Genomic DNA, 18,154 nt, shown 5'->3' with positions numbered 1-18,154 from the left:
ACTGATGGCTTAAACCGATCTCGGGTTACATTAAGGTAATTGGTATAAGTCGAAATCATTTACCTTAAAATCTTGTTTTTACGTTGGTTTGTTTGGTATTTGTACAAGGGGATAGTGTACTTTTCTACGAGGCACTAAAAAAACAAAACTGGTGGCAGCCGTTCAACTGTTGTACCTGCTTGGTAAGGGCCAAAAACCAATGGCTAGTGGAACATAGCCATTGGTTTTTGAAGATCTTTGGGAAAGCTAATATAGTAAGTCAAGCCTCTTCCTTCTTCGCTTGTTACTTCAATATCGCCATTCAATGTTTGTTTCACCAAGTTTAAGGTAATATGTGTGCCCAATCCGCTACCGCCTTGATCACGTTTGGTAGTGAAAAATGGGTCAAACAGGCGCTCAAGTTGTGCTTTTGTCACGCCCTTACCATCATCTTGATAAACAATATTAACAGCACCATTATCTTCGGTGATTTTTATATCGATATTACCTTTATCTTGATTCTCAAATCCATGGATCAGCGAATTCATAATAAGGTTAGTAAAAATTTGGCTAATTGCGCCAGCTGGTAAGTTAAGCGTCATGTCCTCTGGACATTCGATATTGACCTGATGATGTGTTTTTTTCAGTTTTGGGTGCAAAGAACGAATAACCTCACCAAGGTATTGCTTCATATTAATTGTTCTTATCGCTTCACTGGCTTGGTCAACGGCAATTTGTTTAAAGCTTGCAACGAGCTCAGATGCCCTATCTAAATTGGTGGTAAGCAGGCTAGCGCTCTGTTTGGCTTCGCTAATAAATTCCTCTAATGCTTTAGGAGAAAGGGTCTTGGCATTATAAGCAGACTCTAGCTGATCCAATCGCTCTTGTAGAAACGAGGTGGCAGTAACGCCTATTCCCACTGGGGTGTTGATGTCGTGAGTAATACCCGCGACAAGTCCACCAAGGGCGGCCATTTTTTCCGAACCCACTAAGCGCTCTTGCGCCATGTTTAGCTCATCAACATATTTTTCGAGCTCTTTTTGTTTCGTTAACAGCTCTTCTTCTGTTTGCTTTCTAAGATCAATTTCTTCGGTCAGTGTTAGCTTTTGTTTTTCTAACTCGTATTTTTGTTGTTGTAAATCCATCATCGCTTGGCTGAGATTAGAAGTTTTACGCGCGACCTCTTGTTCAAGCTGGATGTTGTGTTGATCTAGCTTTTCATTACTAATGATGAGCTCTTTTTGTGTTTGGTCTAATTTTTTACGGTATTCAGAAATTTTATCGATCAACTTGTTAAACGCTTCTTCCATTATCTTTAATTCGTTACGCTCCTTCGTTCCAATGTCTATTCTATGGCCATCAACATTGTCTATTTCGAACTCTTCTATTTGTTCGGTAAGTTCACTCAGCGGCTCAGTCAGCAGCTTTCGAAATGCAATTAAGAACAAAATAATCAAAAAGGTGGTTTTAATCATGGCGTTACCGATTAAGAAGTAAATCGATATCATGATCCTACTAAGCACGACTTCTCGGCTTGAAAATAACGTCACATCTCCAACCTGTGTAGCGCGACCTGAAAACTCGAATATCAGCGGAAAGGTGTAACCGAATAGACCTGACGGTGTGTCCTCAATTATTGCTTCTTCTTGAACAAGCTGTTGACTGTAAAGCTCGTGAATATCCAGCGAACGTCCAAGCTGAGAAATAATTTCACCACTGTCATCACGTACAATGATCCCTTCAATCATCGGAATTGCTAGCAAGCCTTCAGCTGTGGTGACTGTCTGTTTGGTGTTGAGTTCCCAAATAGCGCGAGTCAGGCTCCTACTGAATGTTTTTTGTAACATCGTCAGTTCATTGCGAATATAGTCTTTTGTGTTGACGTATTCAGCAATCACTTGACCGCATGTGACCACAAAGGTTAGAAGGAAGTAAACCGACAACACATTAGTGAGCAATTTTTTTGAGAGGCTTTTTTGCAGCATGAATTAAGCTGAGCTCCTACGGTTAGTTCATCGCCTTTGTATAATCTGCCTTTAAAGTTAGCCAATAAATGGTTAAAAATAAATAAATATCTTAATTAAATATGTTTTTTAGCGCCTTACTAAGCAAAGTTTAATGTGTTATAAGTTAGTGTTATCCAATGACCGTTTTATTAAGTACAAGACTGGCCACTTTATGAGTTATTCCGTCTTAGTTTGCGATGATTCGGCTGTAGCCCGAAAGCAAGTAATAAAACACTTGCAGAGCAATTTAGATATCGTGTTGCACCAAGCAAAGGATGGCCAACAAGCAATGGAGATACTGCAAGCACAACAAATCGATTTGTTGTGTCTTGATCTGACCATGCCAATATTAGACGGCATTGGTGTGCTTGAAGCAATAAAAACCAATAAAATTGAATGTTATGTAGTGGTAATCTCAGCCGATATTCAGGCGCAAATGAAAGAAAGAGTTGCAAGTTTGGGCGCGCTGGGGTTTCTAGAAAAGCCAGCCAAAGCTGAACAGCTTTTGGAACTATTGCATAAATTTGGGATAAGATAACTTATCTATGCAGATTACAAATGTCACTATTAGAAATTTGCATAATCTATTTTGCTATTTCGTATTGACAGTATGACTACACTTCAGGCAATCTAATTTTATGAAAACGAATATCATCACTACGACCATTATTACAACCACCATCCTAACTGGATAGTGGCATAGGTCAGTGCGAGTTTAAAAAAGGCCTGTGTTCACTAAGAACACAGGCCTTTTTTTGTTTTTGGAATGAGGAAAAATGATGCGAGTACTAAAGTTTGGAGGGTCTTCCCTCAAAGATTTTGCCTGTTTACAAAGAGTAAGACAGCTCATTAAAGATCATGGGCAACAACAAGCACTCGTCGTGCTTTCCGCCCCTGGTGGCATGACAGATCAATTAGTTGAGCTTGCTGAATTGGCAGGGCAAGGAGTTGAATTTGACACTCAATGGCTGTCATTTGCATCTCGTAGCCAAGGCTTACACGATGAAGTACAAGCTGTGTACGGTAGTGTTTCGGGTTGGCCTGACTTTGAATTACTGAAGAATAAACTAGATGGTGCAAAGCTACTGGGACACTGCCCAAGTCAAGCCAGAGCTTATGTCATTAGCTTTGGTGAGCGGATAAGTGTCGCGCTAATGGATACCATGCTGCAATCCGATGCGGTTTCGTTAAGTGCTGAAGCGTGCGTAAAAACACAAGGCGGATACCTTGATGCGGAAGTTGACCTTAGGTTGAGTAAATTATGTTTTGCAGAGATGGTTCGTGCCAACGCATCGCGTTTTTATATTACGGCGGGTTTCACAGGCAGTAATGAAGCGGGTGAGCTGACAACGCTTGGTCGTAATGGTTCTGACTATTCTGCGGCAGTTGCAGCAGCTTGTCTTGAAGCCGAAATCTGCCAAATCTGGACTGATGTTGATGGTGTTTATAGTGCCGATCCTCGTCTTATTAAAAAGGCAACTAAAGTTGATGTGCTGTCTTATAAAGAAGCAATGGAATTGTCTTATTTTGGCGCTAAAGTGCTGCACCCAAAAACCATTTTACCTTGCGCCAAAGCGGATGTGCCATGCGAAATTAAAAATACTCATGACCCAGAAGTGCCCGGCTCACTGATTTGTGCACAAGGTGGTGGCGAGGCTCCAGTAAAAGCGCTTTCGAGTCTAGACAAACTGGCTATGTTAACTGTGGCAGGGCCTGGAATGAAAGGCAAGGTAGGCATGGCTGCCCGGGTTTTTTCTGCACTGGCAGCAGACAATGTCTCTATCGTACTGATTACACAATCTTCTTGTGAGTTTAGTATTAGTTTTTGTGTCCATGAGCAAGACCTAAGTCTCGCGCTGGCTGCGCTGGAACAGGCATTTGAGCTTGAAACCCAAGCTGGGTTAATCGACCCAATTGAAGTGCAGCGTAATCTTGCTATCGTTACTTTGGTTGGCGACAACATGAGAGCGCACAAAGGTCTTGCTGCCAAATTCTTTGCTTCGCTCGCTCAAGCCCAGGTGAATATTGTCGCCATCGCGCAGGACTCAACAGAAAGTTCAATTTCGGCGGTGGTTGATGGTGAGCTTTGCCAAGATGCAGTAAAGGTGTGTCACGAAAACTTCTTCACGCACGTACCTTCCATTGATGTTTTCTTGATTGGCTGTGGTTTAGTGGGTCAAGAATTAATGAAGCAATTTCATAAACAGCAAGCATGGCTCGAAAAGCGTAATATTCGCTTGAATCTCTATGGTATTGCCAACTCGAGTAAATGTTATTTAGACCCTGAAGGTGTGCCATTTGATAACTGGGAATTGGCACTTGAAAAAGCTGAATCGGGTTTTGATTTACAACACGTTAGCCAGTTTGTTAAGCAAAACCATTTAATAAACCCTGTGATTGTCGATTGTAGTGCTGCCCAATTTGTCGCAGACAACTATTTAAACTTTCTAAATGCTGGGTTTCATGTCGTTGCGGCTAACAAAAAAGCAAATACAGGCAGTTATGAGTATTATCAGTCGCTGCAACAAGCTGCACAAGCTAAGCGCCGTCACTTTTTATATGAAACTAACGTTGGAGCAGGTCTACCTGTACTAGACAACCTTAAATTGCTGTTTGGCGCAGGAGATGAACTGCTGTCATTCAGTGGCATTTTGTCTGGTTCGCTGTCATATATTTTCGGCGTATTATCAGATGGTTTATCGCTATCGGAAGCAACAGAGAAAGCCAAACAAAATGGCTTTACAGAGCCTGATCCACGCGATGATTTATCTGGAACGGATGTCGCGCGTAAGCTGCTCATCATTGCCCGCGAATCGGGATTGCCATTGGAACTGGACGATATTGAAGTTGAGTCAGTGTTGCCTGAAGGGTTTGCAGAGGGTGCCAGTGTTGATGAATTTATGGCGCAATTACCTCAATTAGATGACGCTTTTTCAGCCCGTATAACAGCGGCAAAAGCACAAGACCAAGTGCTACGCTATGTTGGTTCAATTGTTGATGGCAAATGCCGCGTTGGTATTGAAGCCGTAGATAAGGAGCACGCTTTGTATGATATTCGTGATGGTGAAAACGCACTCGCAATCTTAAGCCAGTATTATCAGCCAAAACCTTTTGTGATCAGAGGGTATGGCGCCGGTGCGGAAGTGACCTCTGCTGGCGTGTTTACAGATATTCTAAAAACGCTGTCGAGGTAGGGGTAATGATGAAAACATTTTATGCACCTGCATCTATGGGAAATTTTTGTGTTGGCTTTGACGCACTAGGCGCCGCACTTGAACCCATTGATGGCAGTTTACTGGGTGATCAGGTCAGTGTTGAAGCTGCAGAGTATGATACGTTCAATTGTATTGGCCCATATGCTGAAAAGCTCTCAGCCGATCCCAAGGACAATTTGGCGTTTCAGTGTTTACTGCACTTCAAGCAGCGTGTAGCACCAAACATGCCAGCGGTTGCCATGACTTTATATAAAGGTCTTCCTGTTGGTTCTGGGTTAGGTTCAAGCGCATGCTCTGTAGTTGCTGCTTTTGCTGCACTTAATGATTTTGCCGATACGCAATTAAGCCAAGAGGCGCTTATTGAACTGATGGCTGACTTTGAAGCTAAGGTCAGTGGCGGTCGTCACTACGACAACATCACGCCATGCTACCTTGGTGGACTGCAACTGACTGCGGACTGCATTCCGAGCAAAGCAATCAGTGTTGCGTATGATGAAAACTGGTTTTATGTCATTGCTTATCCAGGCTTTGCACTAAACACAGCAAAAGCAAGACAAGCACTACCGCAGCAGTTTTCATTGCATGATACGGTGGAATTTGCCCAGCGACTATCTGGTTTTTGTTTACTGATGCAGTCAGGGCAATTTGATAACGCACTGTCGATGATGAAAGACAGTATTGCCGAGGAAGCGAGAGCGCCACTCATTGCCGGGTTTAGCGAAGCGAAAAAGGCGCTACCAGCCCTAGGAGCCGAGCTGGTGAGTATTTCCGGAGCAGGACCTACATTATTTGCAATTTGTAAGTCTGAGCAACAGGCAAATGCCGTACAGCAATGGTTGCAGCAACACTATATTAATGATGCAGGGTTTAGCCATATTTGCCGACTAGATACGCAAGGTACAAGAGAATTAAAGGATCAGAAATAATGAAGTTAGTAAATTTAAAGGACGAGCAGCAGGTCGTCTCATTCGTCGAAGCGGTCAAAATTGGCCTAGGTCGCAATCAGGGTGTTTTCTTTCCACCATCTTTTGAGCGTATTGCGGATATTGACGCATTACTTGCACTACCTTTTGCTGAGCGCAGTGCCAGAGTACTTCACCACCTTATCGGTGATGAATTACCACAAGACACACTAGATGACATGGTAAAGCGCGCATTTAACTTTCCAGCTAAGCTTGTGGAGGTTGCTGACAACCAGTATTGCTTAGAGTTATTTCATGGTCCAACGTTAGCGTTTAAAGACTTTGGCGGTCGCTTTATGGCTGAATGTATCAGCATGTTTAATCAAGGTGAACGTGTAACTATCCTCACAGCGACAAGTGGTGATACAGGTGCTGCCGTTGCCCATGCCTTTTACGAAAAAGAAAACGTTGATGTAGTGATCCTGTATCCCCATGGCAAAATTTCACTTGCTCAACAAAAGCTGTTTACAACACTTGGGAAAAACATTCATTGCTATGCTGTAGATGGTAGCTTTGATGACTGCCAAGCGATGGTGAAGTCTGCATTTCTTGATGACGAGGTGAAGCAAAAACTTGGTCTTAATTCGGCAAACTCAATCAACATCAGCCGTTTAGTGGCGCAAGTGTGTTATTACTTTGAAGCACTAGCACAATTACCTAAGTCGCAGCGTGATAAAGTGCATGTTTCAGTACCAAGTGGTAACTTTGGTAATGTTTGCGCAGCGATGATAGCGGCAGCAATAGGATTACCGATCGCTAAGCTAAGTGCGACGACAAACCAGAATGATACTGTGCCTCGTTATGTTACATCAGGTGAGTGGCAGCCAAACGACACGTTGGAGTCACTCTCTAATGCGATGGACGTGAGCAAACCTAATAACTGGCCTCGAGTTGAAATCATGTTGGAAAGAGGTGATTTTAACAAACATGACTTTTATTCACGTTCAGTGTCGGAAGCGCGCACTCAAACAGTCATGCAAGAATTACATGACAAAGGCTATTTGGCTGAACCGCATACAGCGATCGCTTACGAGGGATTAGCGCTTGACTCTCAAGCGGATGAAACCGGGATTTTCCTTGCAACTGCACATCCTGCAAAATTCAAAGAGTCTGTAGAAGATGTTTTAAATCATAAGCTTGATATGCCGAAACCGCTGGCTGATGCGCTGAAAAAACCCTGTTTAGCTGAGTCACTTAGTGCCGATTATAACGCCCTGAAGACGGCGATATTGGCAAAGTTGAACTAGATCAGAACGGGGACCTAAGTGGGTAAATAGCTCACTTAGGTATGTTCAATTTCGTAACTATATTAGCTTTTCAAATGCAACTTGGGTTGTCTCATTTAAAATATTAATGTTTAAATAAAAAAATATCATCGCGATAGGGGTGTGAAATAAATTCAATCCCTGATTAAATATACCCATGCTGATTTCATAGACACACTGGCCACTTACCGGCGCTAGTTTGTCTTTAAAAATACCCTTACGTTTACCTAGGAGAAACCATGTTAGAACGTAACATGAATATTGCAGATTTTGACCCAGAATTGTCTGCAGCGATTGAAGCAGAAACTTCACGTCAAGAAGAGCACATCGAGCTTATCGCTTCTGAGAACTACTGTAGCCCACGTGTACTTGAAGCCCAGGGTTCTCAGCTAACAAACAAGTATGCTGAAGGTTACCCAGGTAAGCGTTACTATGGTGGTTGTGAGCACGTTGACGTGGTTGAGCAACTTGCCATTGACCGTGCCAACGAGCTATTTGGTTCGACTTACGCAAACGTTCAGCCTCACGCTGGCTCACAAGCAAACGCGGCGGTATTCCAAGCGTTACTTCAGCCACATGATACTGTGCTAGGTATGAGTCTTGCTCATGGTGGCCACTTAACACACGGTTCTCATGTAAACTTCTCTGGTAAAACGTACAATGCTATTCAGTACGGTCTAAACGAAGAAACTGGCGAAATTGATTACGCTCAGGTTGAAGCATTAGCACTTGAGCACAAACCAAAAATGATCATCGGCGGTTTCTCTGCATATTCAGGTATCGTTGACTGGGCTAAGTTCCGCGAAATCGCTGACAAAGTAGGTGCTTACCTACTTGTTGATATGGCGCATGTTGCAGGTCTCGTTGCTGCTGGTATTTACCCAAGCCCAGTGCCTCATGCACACGTTGTAACAACAACAACGCACAAAACGCTAGCGGGTCCTCGTGGTGGTCTTATCATCTCTGCTTGTGATGATGAAGAGATCTACAAAAAGCTAAACTCTGCCGTATTCCCTGGTGGCCAAGGTGGTCCTCTATGTCACGTTATCGCTGCGAAAGCAGTTGCGTTCAAAGAAGCACTACAGCCAGAGTTCAAGTCTTACCAAGAGCAAGTGGTTAAAAACGCACAAGCGATGGTTGCGGTACTTCAGGAGCGTGGTTATAAAGTGGTTTCTGGCAAAACTGAAAACCACCTGTTCCTACTTGACCTGATTGACAAAGACATCACAGGTAAAGATGCAGATGCTGCGCTTGGCCGTGCAAACATCACAGTAAATAAAAACTCTGTACCAAACGACCCTCGTTCACCGTTTGTTACTTCAGGTCTTCGTATCGGTTCTCCTGCGATCACTCGTCGTGGCTTTAAAGAAGCTGAATCGAAAGAGCTTGCTGGCTGGATCTGTGATGTACTAGACAACATCAATGATGAGTCTGTACAAGCACAAGTGAAAGAAAAAGTAAAAGCAATTTGCGCTAAATTACCTGTTTACGCATAATTTCGCTCACAAAAAAGCAGTTTTTTGTTATGATTAAGGCCGCATTCAAGCGGCCTTTTTTGTTTTTAACTCAACGAGAGCGTCTATGCATTGTCCATTTTGTACAGCCAAAGATACCAAAGTGATAGATTCACGATTGGTTGCTTCCGGCCATCAAGTCCGTCGTCGCCGTGAGTGTATTTTATGCCACGAACGCTTTACTACTTTTGAAGGCGCTGAACTTCTGATGCCAAGAGTAATAAAACAAGATGGCACCAGAGAGCCGTTCAACGAAGACAAACTGCTTAATGGCATGCACCGAGCGCTGGAAAAGCGCCCTGTTAGTACAGAACAAATAGAAGAAGTAGTACATCAGATTAAATCTCAAATTCGTGGTACAGGCGAGCGTGAAGTTCCAAGTGACATGATTGGTGAATGTATTATGGAAGCTCTCAAAAAGCTTGATAAAGTGGCTTACGTGCGATTTGCCTCAGTGTATCGCTCGTTTGAGGATATTCGTGAGTTTGGTGAAGAAATTGCGAGGTTGGGGGATTGAGCCAGTTCAAATCACAAGATCATGAATATATGAGCCGAGCTATCACGCTCGCAAAGCGCGGTAAATACACCACAACCCCAAACCCCAACGTAGGTTGTGTGATCGTAAAAGACGGTGAAATCGTTGGTGAAGGCGCGCATTTAAAAGCAGGTGAAGGCCATGCTGAAGTACATGCGCTTAAGCAAGCTGGAGCTAAAGCTGCTGGTGCCACGGCTTATGTAACACTCGAACCTTGTAGTCATTACGGTAGAACGCCACCATGTGCGAAAGGTCTGATTGACGCAGGTATCAGTAAAGTGGTTGCAGCTATGGTTGACCCTAACCCGCAAGTTGCAGGGCGTGGATTGGCAATGCTAGAAGCTGCGGGTATTGAAACGGCCTTTGGTTTGCTAGAACCACAAGCTAGAGCGCTAAATAATGGCTTTTTGAAACGAATGGAACAGGGATTGCCGTTCGTAACCTGTAAGCTTGCAGCCTCTATTGACGGCAAAACAGCATTAAATAATGGTCAAAGCAAGTGGATCACCTCTGACGCAGCACGCTTGGATGTGCAGCATCATCGCGCGCAAAGTTGTGTTGTCCTGAGCGGAGCCGATACTGTAATTGTCGATAATGCAAGGCTGAATGTGCGTGAGGCACTGTTAGAAGACTGCGACTACCCGCAACCAGAGTTACGTCAACCTGTACGCGCAATCATTGATTCTCAAAATCGACTGACTCCTGACCTTGCACTATTTAGCATTACATCTCCTGTGATTATTTTTCGCCGTACTATTGATAATTCAAAAGATTGGCCTTATTTCGTAGAACAAGTAGTCGTACCTGAAATTAATGGCAAACTCGACCTACGAGCGGTGCTTAGCACATTGGCTGAAAAACAACATAATTATGTGTGGTTAGAAGCCGGAGCAACCCTTGCCGGAGTGATGCACGAGCAGGGGCTGATTGATGAGTATATTGTCTATTTAGCACCAAAAATCATTGGCTCAGGGAGCGGGTTGTTTAATACCGTGCCGTTACAGTCGATGGCGCAAATACCTGAATTGGTATTTGACGATGTGAGGCCAGTGGGGCCTGACCTTAAAATTACTGCGACTAAAGAGAAGTAACATGTTTACAGGCATTATCGAAGCGACAGGGACACTAACTCAATTGCAGCCAAAGGGGGGTGATTTAGTTGTCCGAGTGAGCTCATCGTCACTTGATATGAGTGATGTAAACTTAGGGGACAGTATTGCAACCAATGGTGTTTGCCTTACTGTAACTGAGAAGTTTCAAGATGGATTTAAAGCTGATGTTTCTAATGAAACCTTAAGTTTGACGCGCTTTGCCGAATATAAAAAAGGGCAAACGGTCAATCTTGAAAAGGCGTTACAACCGACATCGCGTTTGGGCGGCCATTTAGTGTCCGGCCATGTTGATGGGATAGCTAAAGTGGTAGAGATAACCCCGAATGCTAGAGCGACCGACTATTGGTTATCTGCACCCGCATCACTAATGAAATATATACCTTATAAAGGTTCTGTTGCCATTGATGGTATTAGCTTGACCGTTAACGCAGTTGAACAAAATCGATTTAAATTAACGATTGTGCCGCATACGGCGCAAGAAACTACGATTGCAGGGTTTCAAGTTGGCTCAGAATTAAATCTTGAAGTCGATCAAATCGCCCGCTACCTCGAAAGACTAATTCAGGGGGAGCCAAGCGCTGCCAGCGAGACCACTCTCACAACAAGTCTATTGGCGAAAGCTGGCTTTATAAAGTAGCCACAGACAAAGTAAAAATGGGAAAACTATGAGTTTGAATAGTGCTGAGGAAATCATCGCCGATATTAAAGCCGGTAAAATGGTTATTTTGATGGATGATGAAGACCGAGAAAATGAAGGTGATCTGATCGTTGCAGCAGAGCACATTACACCAGATGCAATTAATTTCATGGCAACGTATGGTCGTGGGCTAATCTGTTTGACCATGACGCAAGAGCGTTGTGAGCAGCTTAACTTACCATTGATGGTGAAAACTAACGGTGCTCAGTTTTCTACCAACTTTACTTTGTCTATTGAGGCTGCGAAGGGCGTAACAACGGGTATTTCCGCTGCTGATCGTGCTCGTACCGTGCAAGCTGCGGTCGCTAAAGGTGCAGTACCTGAGGATATTGTACAGCCAGGTCATATCTTCCCAATTATGGCGCAGCCAGGCGGCGTTTTAACGCGCGCAGGTCATACTGAAGCTGGATGTGATTTAGCGCGTTTGGCAGGACTGGAGCCTGCCTCTGTGATTGTTGAAATTCTAAATCCAGACGGCACCATGGCACGTCGCCCACAACTAGAAGTATTCGCCAAAGAGCACGATATAAAAATCGGTACCATTGCAGACTTAATTGAATATCGTAACTTAAATGAAACTACCATTGAAAAAGTGGCGGAATGTCGATTACCTACTGAATTTGGTGAGTTTAATTTAGTAACTTACAAAGATACTATTGATAATCAACTTCATTATGCAATGGTCAAAGGTGACATTAAAACGGAAGATGCAAACTTGGTACGTGTGCATCTACAAAGCACGTTTAACGATATTCTCCATTCTGATCGCAGCGCGGATAGAAGTTGGACGCTGCAAAGCGCTATGAAGCATATCGCTGAAAATGATGGGGTTTTAGTGATCCTTGGTAAACAAGAGCGCAGCGAAGATATGGAAGCCTTGGTGAAAGCTTTTGCCGCAGAAGATGCTGGAGAGCAAGTTAATTATCGTAAATTCCAAGGCACATCACGTACCGTTGGTATTGGCTCTCAAATCTTGGCTGATTTAGGTATTCAGAAGATGCGCCTAATGAGTCTACCGAAAAAGTACCATGCTCTGTCAGGCTTCCATTTAGAAGTCGTTGAATACGTCGAACCAAATTAATTTCAAAAAGCCAAATTGATTGTAATCGCCTATAGTCAGATAGTAGGCGATTACCATATTACTGTGCTATCATGCGCCTCAATTTGGCAATTGCTCATACAGATTAGGAACATCTAATGAAAGTAATCGAAGGTAATAAGTACGCTCCTGGCAAAAAATTTGCCATTGTCATTTCACGTTTTAATGATTTCATTGGTAGCAGCCTACTTGAGGGTGCGGTAGATGAGTTAAAGCGTACTGGTGGTGTTAGTGATGAGGACATCACGGTAGTGTATGTACCGGGAGCGGTTGAACTACCACTAGCAGCAAAGCGCATAGCAATGAAAAAAGAGCATGATGCAATCATTGCCTTAGGTGTGATCATCCGTGGTGGTACGCCACACTTCGATTTAGTGGCGAATGAGTCAAACAAAGGTTTGGCTTGTGTTTCATTAGATTATGATATTCCAGTTGCTTTTGGGGTGTTAACTACTGAGAGCATTGAGCAAGCTATAGAGCGCGCGGGCACTAAAATGGGTAACAAAGGCGGTGAAGCTGCCCTTGGTGCACTAGAAATGGTGAACGTGCTAGAGCAAATTTAAGAGGAATCTCAGTGAAACCAGCAGCTAGACGCAAAGCACGTGTACTTGCTTTACAAGCTATTTATTCTTGGCAGTTAAGTGGTAACCCAATTGCCGACATCGAACAGCAGATGTTGATCGAAAATGACGTATCTAAAGTGGATGTTGAGTACTTTAAAGACTTGGCTCGTGGCGTAGTGGTTAATCAAAAGCAGCTTGATGAAGCTGTCAAACCACATTTAGCACGTCCACTTGAAGAATTAGATATGGTTGAGTTGGCTGTGCTACGTGTTAGTGCTTATGAACTTAAGTTCCGTGAAGATGTACCATATAAAGTGGCGATCAATGAAGGCATAGAGTTGGCAAAAATGTTTGGCGCAGAAGAGAGCCACAAGTTTGTCAATGGTGTGCTGGACAAAGCGGTTAAGTTTATTCGTAAATAAGTTTTACGATAGGAATAGCCGGCTTAGGCCGGCTTTTTTGTGTATGAAAGAATTTGAGCTAATCAATCGTTATTTTAAGGGACGTGGTATTATTCGTCGAGATGTGGAACTTGGCATTGGAGACGACTGTGCACTGGTATCTGTACCTACTGGTCACCAACTAGCAGTGACTACTGATACGCTGGTTTCTGGCGTTCATTTCTTTGAAGACATTCCTCCAAGAGCATTAGGACATCGGGTCATTGCAGTGAATCTTAGTGATTTGGCTGCAATGGGAGCGGAACCAACCTGGATCTCTTTGGGGCTGACATTACCGACAGCTGATATGGAGTGGCTAGAAGCTTTTACAGAAGGTATGCATGAAATTGCAGAGTACTACAATGTACAAGTAATTGGTGGCGACACGACACAAGGGCCGCTGACTATTACTGTGTGTGCAAAAGGGATAGTGCCAAATGGTAAAGCCTTAAAACGCTCGAGCGCGCGTGTTGGTGATTGGATATATGTCACCGGATCGTTGGGCGATGCGGGTTTAGCGATCGAAGCTCGCAAACAGGAGTTGATGCTGGATCCTCTGCATTATAAAGCAGCACTTGATAAGTTTCATTATCCAGCCCCACGTGTGGCCGCAGGACAAGTGTTGCGTGGTTTGGCGACATCAGCAATAGATATTTCCGACGGCTTATTGGCTGATTTACAGCATATTTTAAAGGCCTCATTAGTCGGTGCCAAAATTCACGTTGATAAAGTCCCAATGTCGAATGCTTTACGTGCTAGTCTAGATGAAGCTGCTCGACTGCGGTTAGCGCTCAGTTTTGGAGATGATTATGAGTTATTATTTACCGTTAATGATAACAATAAAAATGCAGTTGAAACTCGGCTAAAACAATATGGTGTTGAACCTGTTTGTATTGGCCAAATTACGGCGCATAATGGTGAAGTTCAATTGGTTAATAAAGGTCAACCTTATCAATTAAGTGGCCAAGGTTTTGAGCACTTTAGCTAGGAGTAGGTTTGGCTAAGCAGTACAAATTTAATTTAAAGAAGCCACACCAATTTTTGGCGTTAGGCTTTGGGTTAGGGCTGGCAAAAAAAGCGCCCGGCACGGTAGGGACTTTTGCCGCATTACCATTTATTTTGCTCACCCAAAGTGCACCTGTTTGGTTGCAGTGCTTGGTGGCAATAGTGATGACTTTGCTTGGTATTTGGCTATGTGGCAAAACTGCAACCGATGTTAATGTACATGATCATCCCGCAATCGTTTGGGATGAAGTCGCAGGTTTCTATATCACTATGATTGGTGCGGCGATAAGCTGGCAATCTTTAGTTGTTGGTTTTATATTGTTCCGCTTTTTCGATATTTTTAAGCCCGGACCAATAAGATGGCTAGATAAACGCTTACATGGTGGGTCTGGAATTATGTTAGATGATGTATTAGCTGGTGTTTTTTCATTGATTTGCGTGCAAGCTTTGTTTAAAACTGGCATCTTAGTCTAATAATACTGATGTGATGGAATAAAGATGACAAGGCTATTGTTTTTCATTTTCACTTTGCTGTTACCGTTTATGACTCATGCGGCAATTGATGATTACGTCGTTAAACAGTGGAATATCCAAAGTGGATTGCCATCACAGAGTGTCAAAAGTGTGGTTCAGGATGATCAAGGTTACATCTGGCTTGGTACACAATTTGGCTTGAGTCGCTTTGACGGTCACCAATTTCAAAATTTTAACACCCAAAATGCTGACTTTTTAAATAGTAATGCCATCAATAAGCTCATCGTTGATCGTTTTGGTATGCTTTGGGTTGGCACCCGCCGTGGCTTACTTCGACTTAATCCAAAAACGTTGGAAGCCAGACGCTTTGACCTACAAGGCCCAGTAAGAGATATATTACAAGATAAAGATGGTGGTATTTGGATTGCAGCAAATGGGTTGTACTATGTATCCGCCAAAAAGCTTACGCTTGCAGCAAATCATATCGAGCAAAGTACATTAGATGTAACTCAGATCAATCAGATTGTTGGCTCAGTTACCAAAATGGCATTAGTTCCTGATGGCATTTGGTTAGTGAACGAACGTCACTTACTAAAAATCAGCGAATCTAGTAATCGAAACGGCGATGGCGTAAGGCTTGAACTGGCCAGTAAGGTCTCTATGCCAGAGCAACTGGCTCAAACGATTATCCACGATTTAGCTTGGGTCGATGGAAAGCTCTATTTAGCCTCAGAGTTGGGAGCTTACTTTCTTGATTTTGATGAAGTACTTCGGCGCTATCAAGAAGTAGGAAACAATGCGGTCTATAAGTTTCTTAATGATAAGGAAGGTGGGCTGTGGGTTTCTACCTATGGGCGTTTATTGTACCGCCAAAATAATGGTGTGTGGCAGGCTGTAGAACCCATTCAGTTAGATCAAAGTATTTGGTTTGCCGACATCTTTTTGGACAAAGATAATAATATCTGGCTTGCTAGTCTAAATGAAGGGTTATGGCTTGCCCATGCGGGGAAAGTTGAGCGTCATCATATAGGCTTAAAAACTAACCAAGCTATTTCCGCCATTACTCAAGGGCCTAACGGAAAATTATGGGTGGCTAGCCGCGAGGGGTTGGGAATTATCAGTTTAAAAGATAGCTATCAACCGGTATTAACCAGTGCCCAATTAAACCGCTCGGTGATTCATGACTTAGAATTTATTGGCGACAGGTTAATTTTGGGCACCGATCGCGGTGCGCTACTATACGAAAATGGTACTTTGCAAAAAATTAATGAGCGAGAGCTGAGACAGAATCCTGTTTTTTCGCTCAGCCCTTCAAACCGAGGTGGCATGTGGTTTGGTACGGGGCGAGGATTGTATAGACTCGATTATAAAGGTATTACACCCTTTGCGTATAATGCCTTCTTAGGCAGCCAATTTGTGACTTTTGTTGAAGATTTTCCAAGGTATGGCTTTCTTGGTACTAACAAAGGGGCTTACAGGTACAATGACAAGGGCATTGAAAAAATAGGCTCACAAACGTCTCTCGATTCAGCTTATGTCACGAGTATTTTGCACCTAGACACTGTGACGACGTTAGTTGGCTCACTAAATGATGGGCTATTTTATCGAACATCGGCTGGAGATTGGTATCAATTAGATGCCTCCAACGGCCTGCCATACGGCTCTATTTTTTCGTTACATTTTGACAAACTCAATAAGCTAATTTGGGTAAGTACGATGAAAGGTGTTTACAGGATGCCTGTGGCACAGTTTTCTCATGTGATAGAGAGTTTGCAAGTTGAGCAAGTGATAAGTCCGTTTGACAAGCAGCTTGATGGTAGGCCGAGTCAGTGCTGCTCTGGGCTTGGGCATGATGCGGTTGTGGAAACTGAATCTGCGATTTTTTATCCAAGTTTGCAAGGGGTGGTAGAGATCCCTAAAAATGTACAGCTATTCGGAGGGGGAGGATTACAGCCTCGTTTGGAATCGCTCACAACCCACGATAGAGTGTTTAGTGCTGATTCATTGAATCAGGTTATTTCACTCGATACGTCAGAAAGAGATTTGACGATTAACTATACGGCTATTGATTTCTATGCACCGCAAAGCATCGAGTTTAGATATATGCTTGAAGGGCATGATAATCAGTGGCGTGATGCGCAGTCTCGTCGAGAAGCAATTTATACTAATTTACCGCCAGGAAACTTTACGTTTATTTTAGAAGCGAAACGTCAAGGGCAAGACTGGGAGCAAGCAAAAACACTGGCGTTACCGGTTACACTACCGCGTCGTTTTGATGAGACAATTTACTTTAGGCTATTTATTACATGTGCCTTTATCTTCATGTTTTATTTAATTTTCTGGGTGTTCAGAGCACAGGAAAGAAGAAAGCAGGCGGCGTTAGAAAGTCTCATCGCTGAGCGTACCACGGAGCTTAGAAAAGCGAATGAAAAACTCAATCAAGTGAATACACAGCTGAAGTTGGTGAGTCACTCTGATGAATTAACAGGGCTGCGAAGCCGCCGCTTTTTGTTTGATCAGCTACCAAAAGATGTAGAGCATTATCAACGTAATGCTCAGTCACTACAGGCGCAGAATAAAAGCCTAGTGTTGATGATAATGAACATTGATGACTTCAGTAAAATCAATGACTCCTACGGCCCAATTGGTGGTGATAGTTGCTTGCAGCAGTTGGCCACGTTACTTAATACTCGGACTCAAGGATCTGATTATGTTGTACGTTGGAGTGGAGATGAATTTTTATTGCTGCTGCGAGACTTCAGCAGGGATTATATTGAAGAGTATGTGAGTGACTTGTGTAAAGCAATTGCTGAGACAGAATATCGCTTACCTAACGGTAAAACCACTAATCTGACCGTGTCTATGGGGTGGTCGTACTATCCATTGCCGTTACTCGGCGGCAAAGTGATTGGTTGGGAATCATCGGTGAATCTGGCCGATATTGCCTTACATCAGGTTAAACAGCGTGGTGGTGATGGCGCTGCAACAATTATTTTTGATGAACAGCTTGATGCGTTCGAGTTTGAGCAAAGTGCAAATATCGAGTCACAATTACAGTTATTGCAAAGCAATGGACTGGCTGAAGTAAATGTGTGGATGAGATAACCCTTAACCCTTAACCCTTACGTTAAGGATGATTTACGCCTTTATTGCTGCTTTTCTCGCCTCAAAATAGACCAGTTAATTAAGATGATTGGTCTAATACCAATTAGCCTTAATACATGCTCAATTTGAAGGAGTAAATCTGACGCTAACCGCGTTAAAAATTTCTTATTTAGAACCACTAAA

General features: G+C 43.2%; 15 protein-coding genes. 14 read left to right on the top strand and 1 reads right to left on the bottom strand.

All coding sequences use genetic code 11. From position 1 onward, the window contains the following. Positions 1-203 precede the first annotated feature (203 nt). Positions 204-1,964, bottom strand: coding sequence for a HAMP domain-containing sensor histidine kinase (locus tag D9603_RS20745; protein ID WP_125250905.1), 1,761 nt, complete (start codon positions 1,962-1,964; stop codon positions 204-206). Positions 1,965-2,157: 193 nt separating this feature from the next. Between D9603_RS20745 and D9603_RS20740 the strand changes: the two genes are divergently transcribed. The 14 genes from D9603_RS20740 (at position 2,158) to D9603_RS20675 (ending at position 17,971) form a co-directional block, all read left to right on the top strand. Then, the gene (locus D9603_RS20740; RefSeq protein WP_125250979.1) at positions 2,158-2,523 is read left to right on the top strand and encodes a response regulator; all 366 of its coding nucleotides are present in this window, start codon (positions 2,158-2,160) and stop codon (positions 2,521-2,523) included. Between the two features lie 241 nt (positions 2,524-2,764). Beyond that, entirely contained in the window at positions 2,765-5,179 is a 2,415-nt protein-coding gene (gene thrA, locus D9603_RS20735) for a bifunctional aspartate kinase/homoserine dehydrogenase I (RefSeq protein ID WP_128732746.1), read from the top strand. An 8-nt stretch (positions 5,180-5,187) separates the two neighbouring features. Further along, on the top strand, positions 5,188-6,126 hold the full coding sequence (gene thrB, locus D9603_RS20730) for a homoserine kinase (protein WP_128732745.1): 939 nt from the start codon (positions 5,188-5,190) through the stop codon (positions 6,124-6,126). Further along, entirely contained in the window at positions 6,126-7,409 is a 1,284-nt protein-coding gene (gene thrC / locus D9603_RS20725) for a threonine synthase (protein ID WP_128732744.1), read from the top strand. Before thrB ends, thrC begins: the two co-directional genes overlap by 1 nt. 257 nt (positions 7,410-7,666) lie before the next feature. Beyond that, positions 7,667-8,923, top strand: a complete 1,257-nt coding sequence (gene glyA, locus D9603_RS20720) for a serine hydroxymethyltransferase (RefSeq protein WP_125250903.1) — start codon at positions 7,667-7,669, stop codon at positions 8,921-8,923. An 85-nt stretch (positions 8,924-9,008) separates the two neighbouring features. Further along, the gene (gene nrdR, locus D9603_RS20715; protein ID WP_010372109.1) at positions 9,009-9,458 is read left to right on the top strand and encodes a transcriptional regulator NrdR; all 450 of its coding nucleotides are present in this window, start codon (positions 9,009-9,011) and stop codon (positions 9,456-9,458) included. Further along, a complete protein-coding gene (ribD, locus tag D9603_RS20710; protein WP_128732743.1) occupies positions 9,455-10,567 on the top strand; it encodes a bifunctional diaminohydroxyphosphoribosylaminopyrimidine deaminase/5-amino-6-(5-phosphoribosylamino)uracil reductase RibD in 1,113 nt (370 codons plus the stop codon). The genes nrdR and ribD overlap by 4 nt, the downstream gene beginning before the upstream one ends. 1 nt (position 10,568) lies before the next feature. Beyond that, positions 10,569-11,225 carry a riboflavin synthase gene (locus tag D9603_RS20705; protein ID WP_125250901.1) on the top strand — a complete coding sequence of 219 codons (657 nt, stop codon included), beginning with the start codon at positions 10,569-10,571 and terminating at the stop codon, positions 11,223-11,225. Positions 11,226-11,253: 28 nt separating this feature from the next. After that, positions 11,254-12,366, top strand: a complete 1,113-nt coding sequence (gene ribBA, locus D9603_RS20700) for a bifunctional 3,4-dihydroxy-2-butanone-4-phosphate synthase/GTP cyclohydrolase II (protein ID WP_125250900.1) — start codon at positions 11,254-11,256, stop codon at positions 12,364-12,366. A 116-nt stretch (positions 12,367-12,482) separates the two neighbouring features. Further along, on the top strand, positions 12,483-12,947 hold the full coding sequence (ribE, locus tag D9603_RS20695; protein WP_125250899.1) for a 6,7-dimethyl-8-ribityllumazine synthase: 465 nt from the start codon (positions 12,483-12,485) through the stop codon (positions 12,945-12,947). Between the two features lie 11 nt (positions 12,948-12,958). Beyond that, entirely contained in the window at positions 12,959-13,369 is a 411-nt protein-coding gene (gene nusB / locus D9603_RS20690) for a transcription antitermination factor NusB (RefSeq protein WP_125250898.1), read from the top strand. A gap of 43 nt (positions 13,370-13,412) precedes the next feature. Then, positions 13,413-14,375, top strand: coding sequence for a thiamine-phosphate kinase (gene thiL, locus D9603_RS20685; RefSeq protein WP_128732742.1), 963 nt, complete (start codon positions 13,413-13,415; stop codon positions 14,373-14,375). 8 nt (positions 14,376-14,383) lie between these two features. Then, positions 14,384-14,866, top strand: coding sequence for a phosphatidylglycerophosphatase A (locus tag D9603_RS20680; RefSeq protein ID WP_125250896.1), 483 nt, complete (start codon positions 14,384-14,386; stop codon positions 14,864-14,866). 24 nt (positions 14,867-14,890) lie between these two features. Beyond that, on the top strand, positions 14,891-17,971 hold the full coding sequence (locus tag D9603_RS20675; RefSeq protein WP_128732741.1) for a ligand-binding sensor domain-containing diguanylate cyclase: 3,081 nt from the start codon (positions 14,891-14,893) through the stop codon (positions 17,969-17,971). The last annotated feature ends 183 nt before the right edge of the window (positions 17,972-18,154 follow it).

The organism is Pseudoalteromonas sp. PS5 (assembly GCF_004103255.1).
Taxonomy (GTDB): Bacteria; Pseudomonadota; Gammaproteobacteria; order Enterobacterales; family Alteromonadaceae; genus Pseudoalteromonas; species Pseudoalteromonas peptidolytica.
This window is presented reverse-complemented; position numbering and strand designations above follow the sequence as displayed.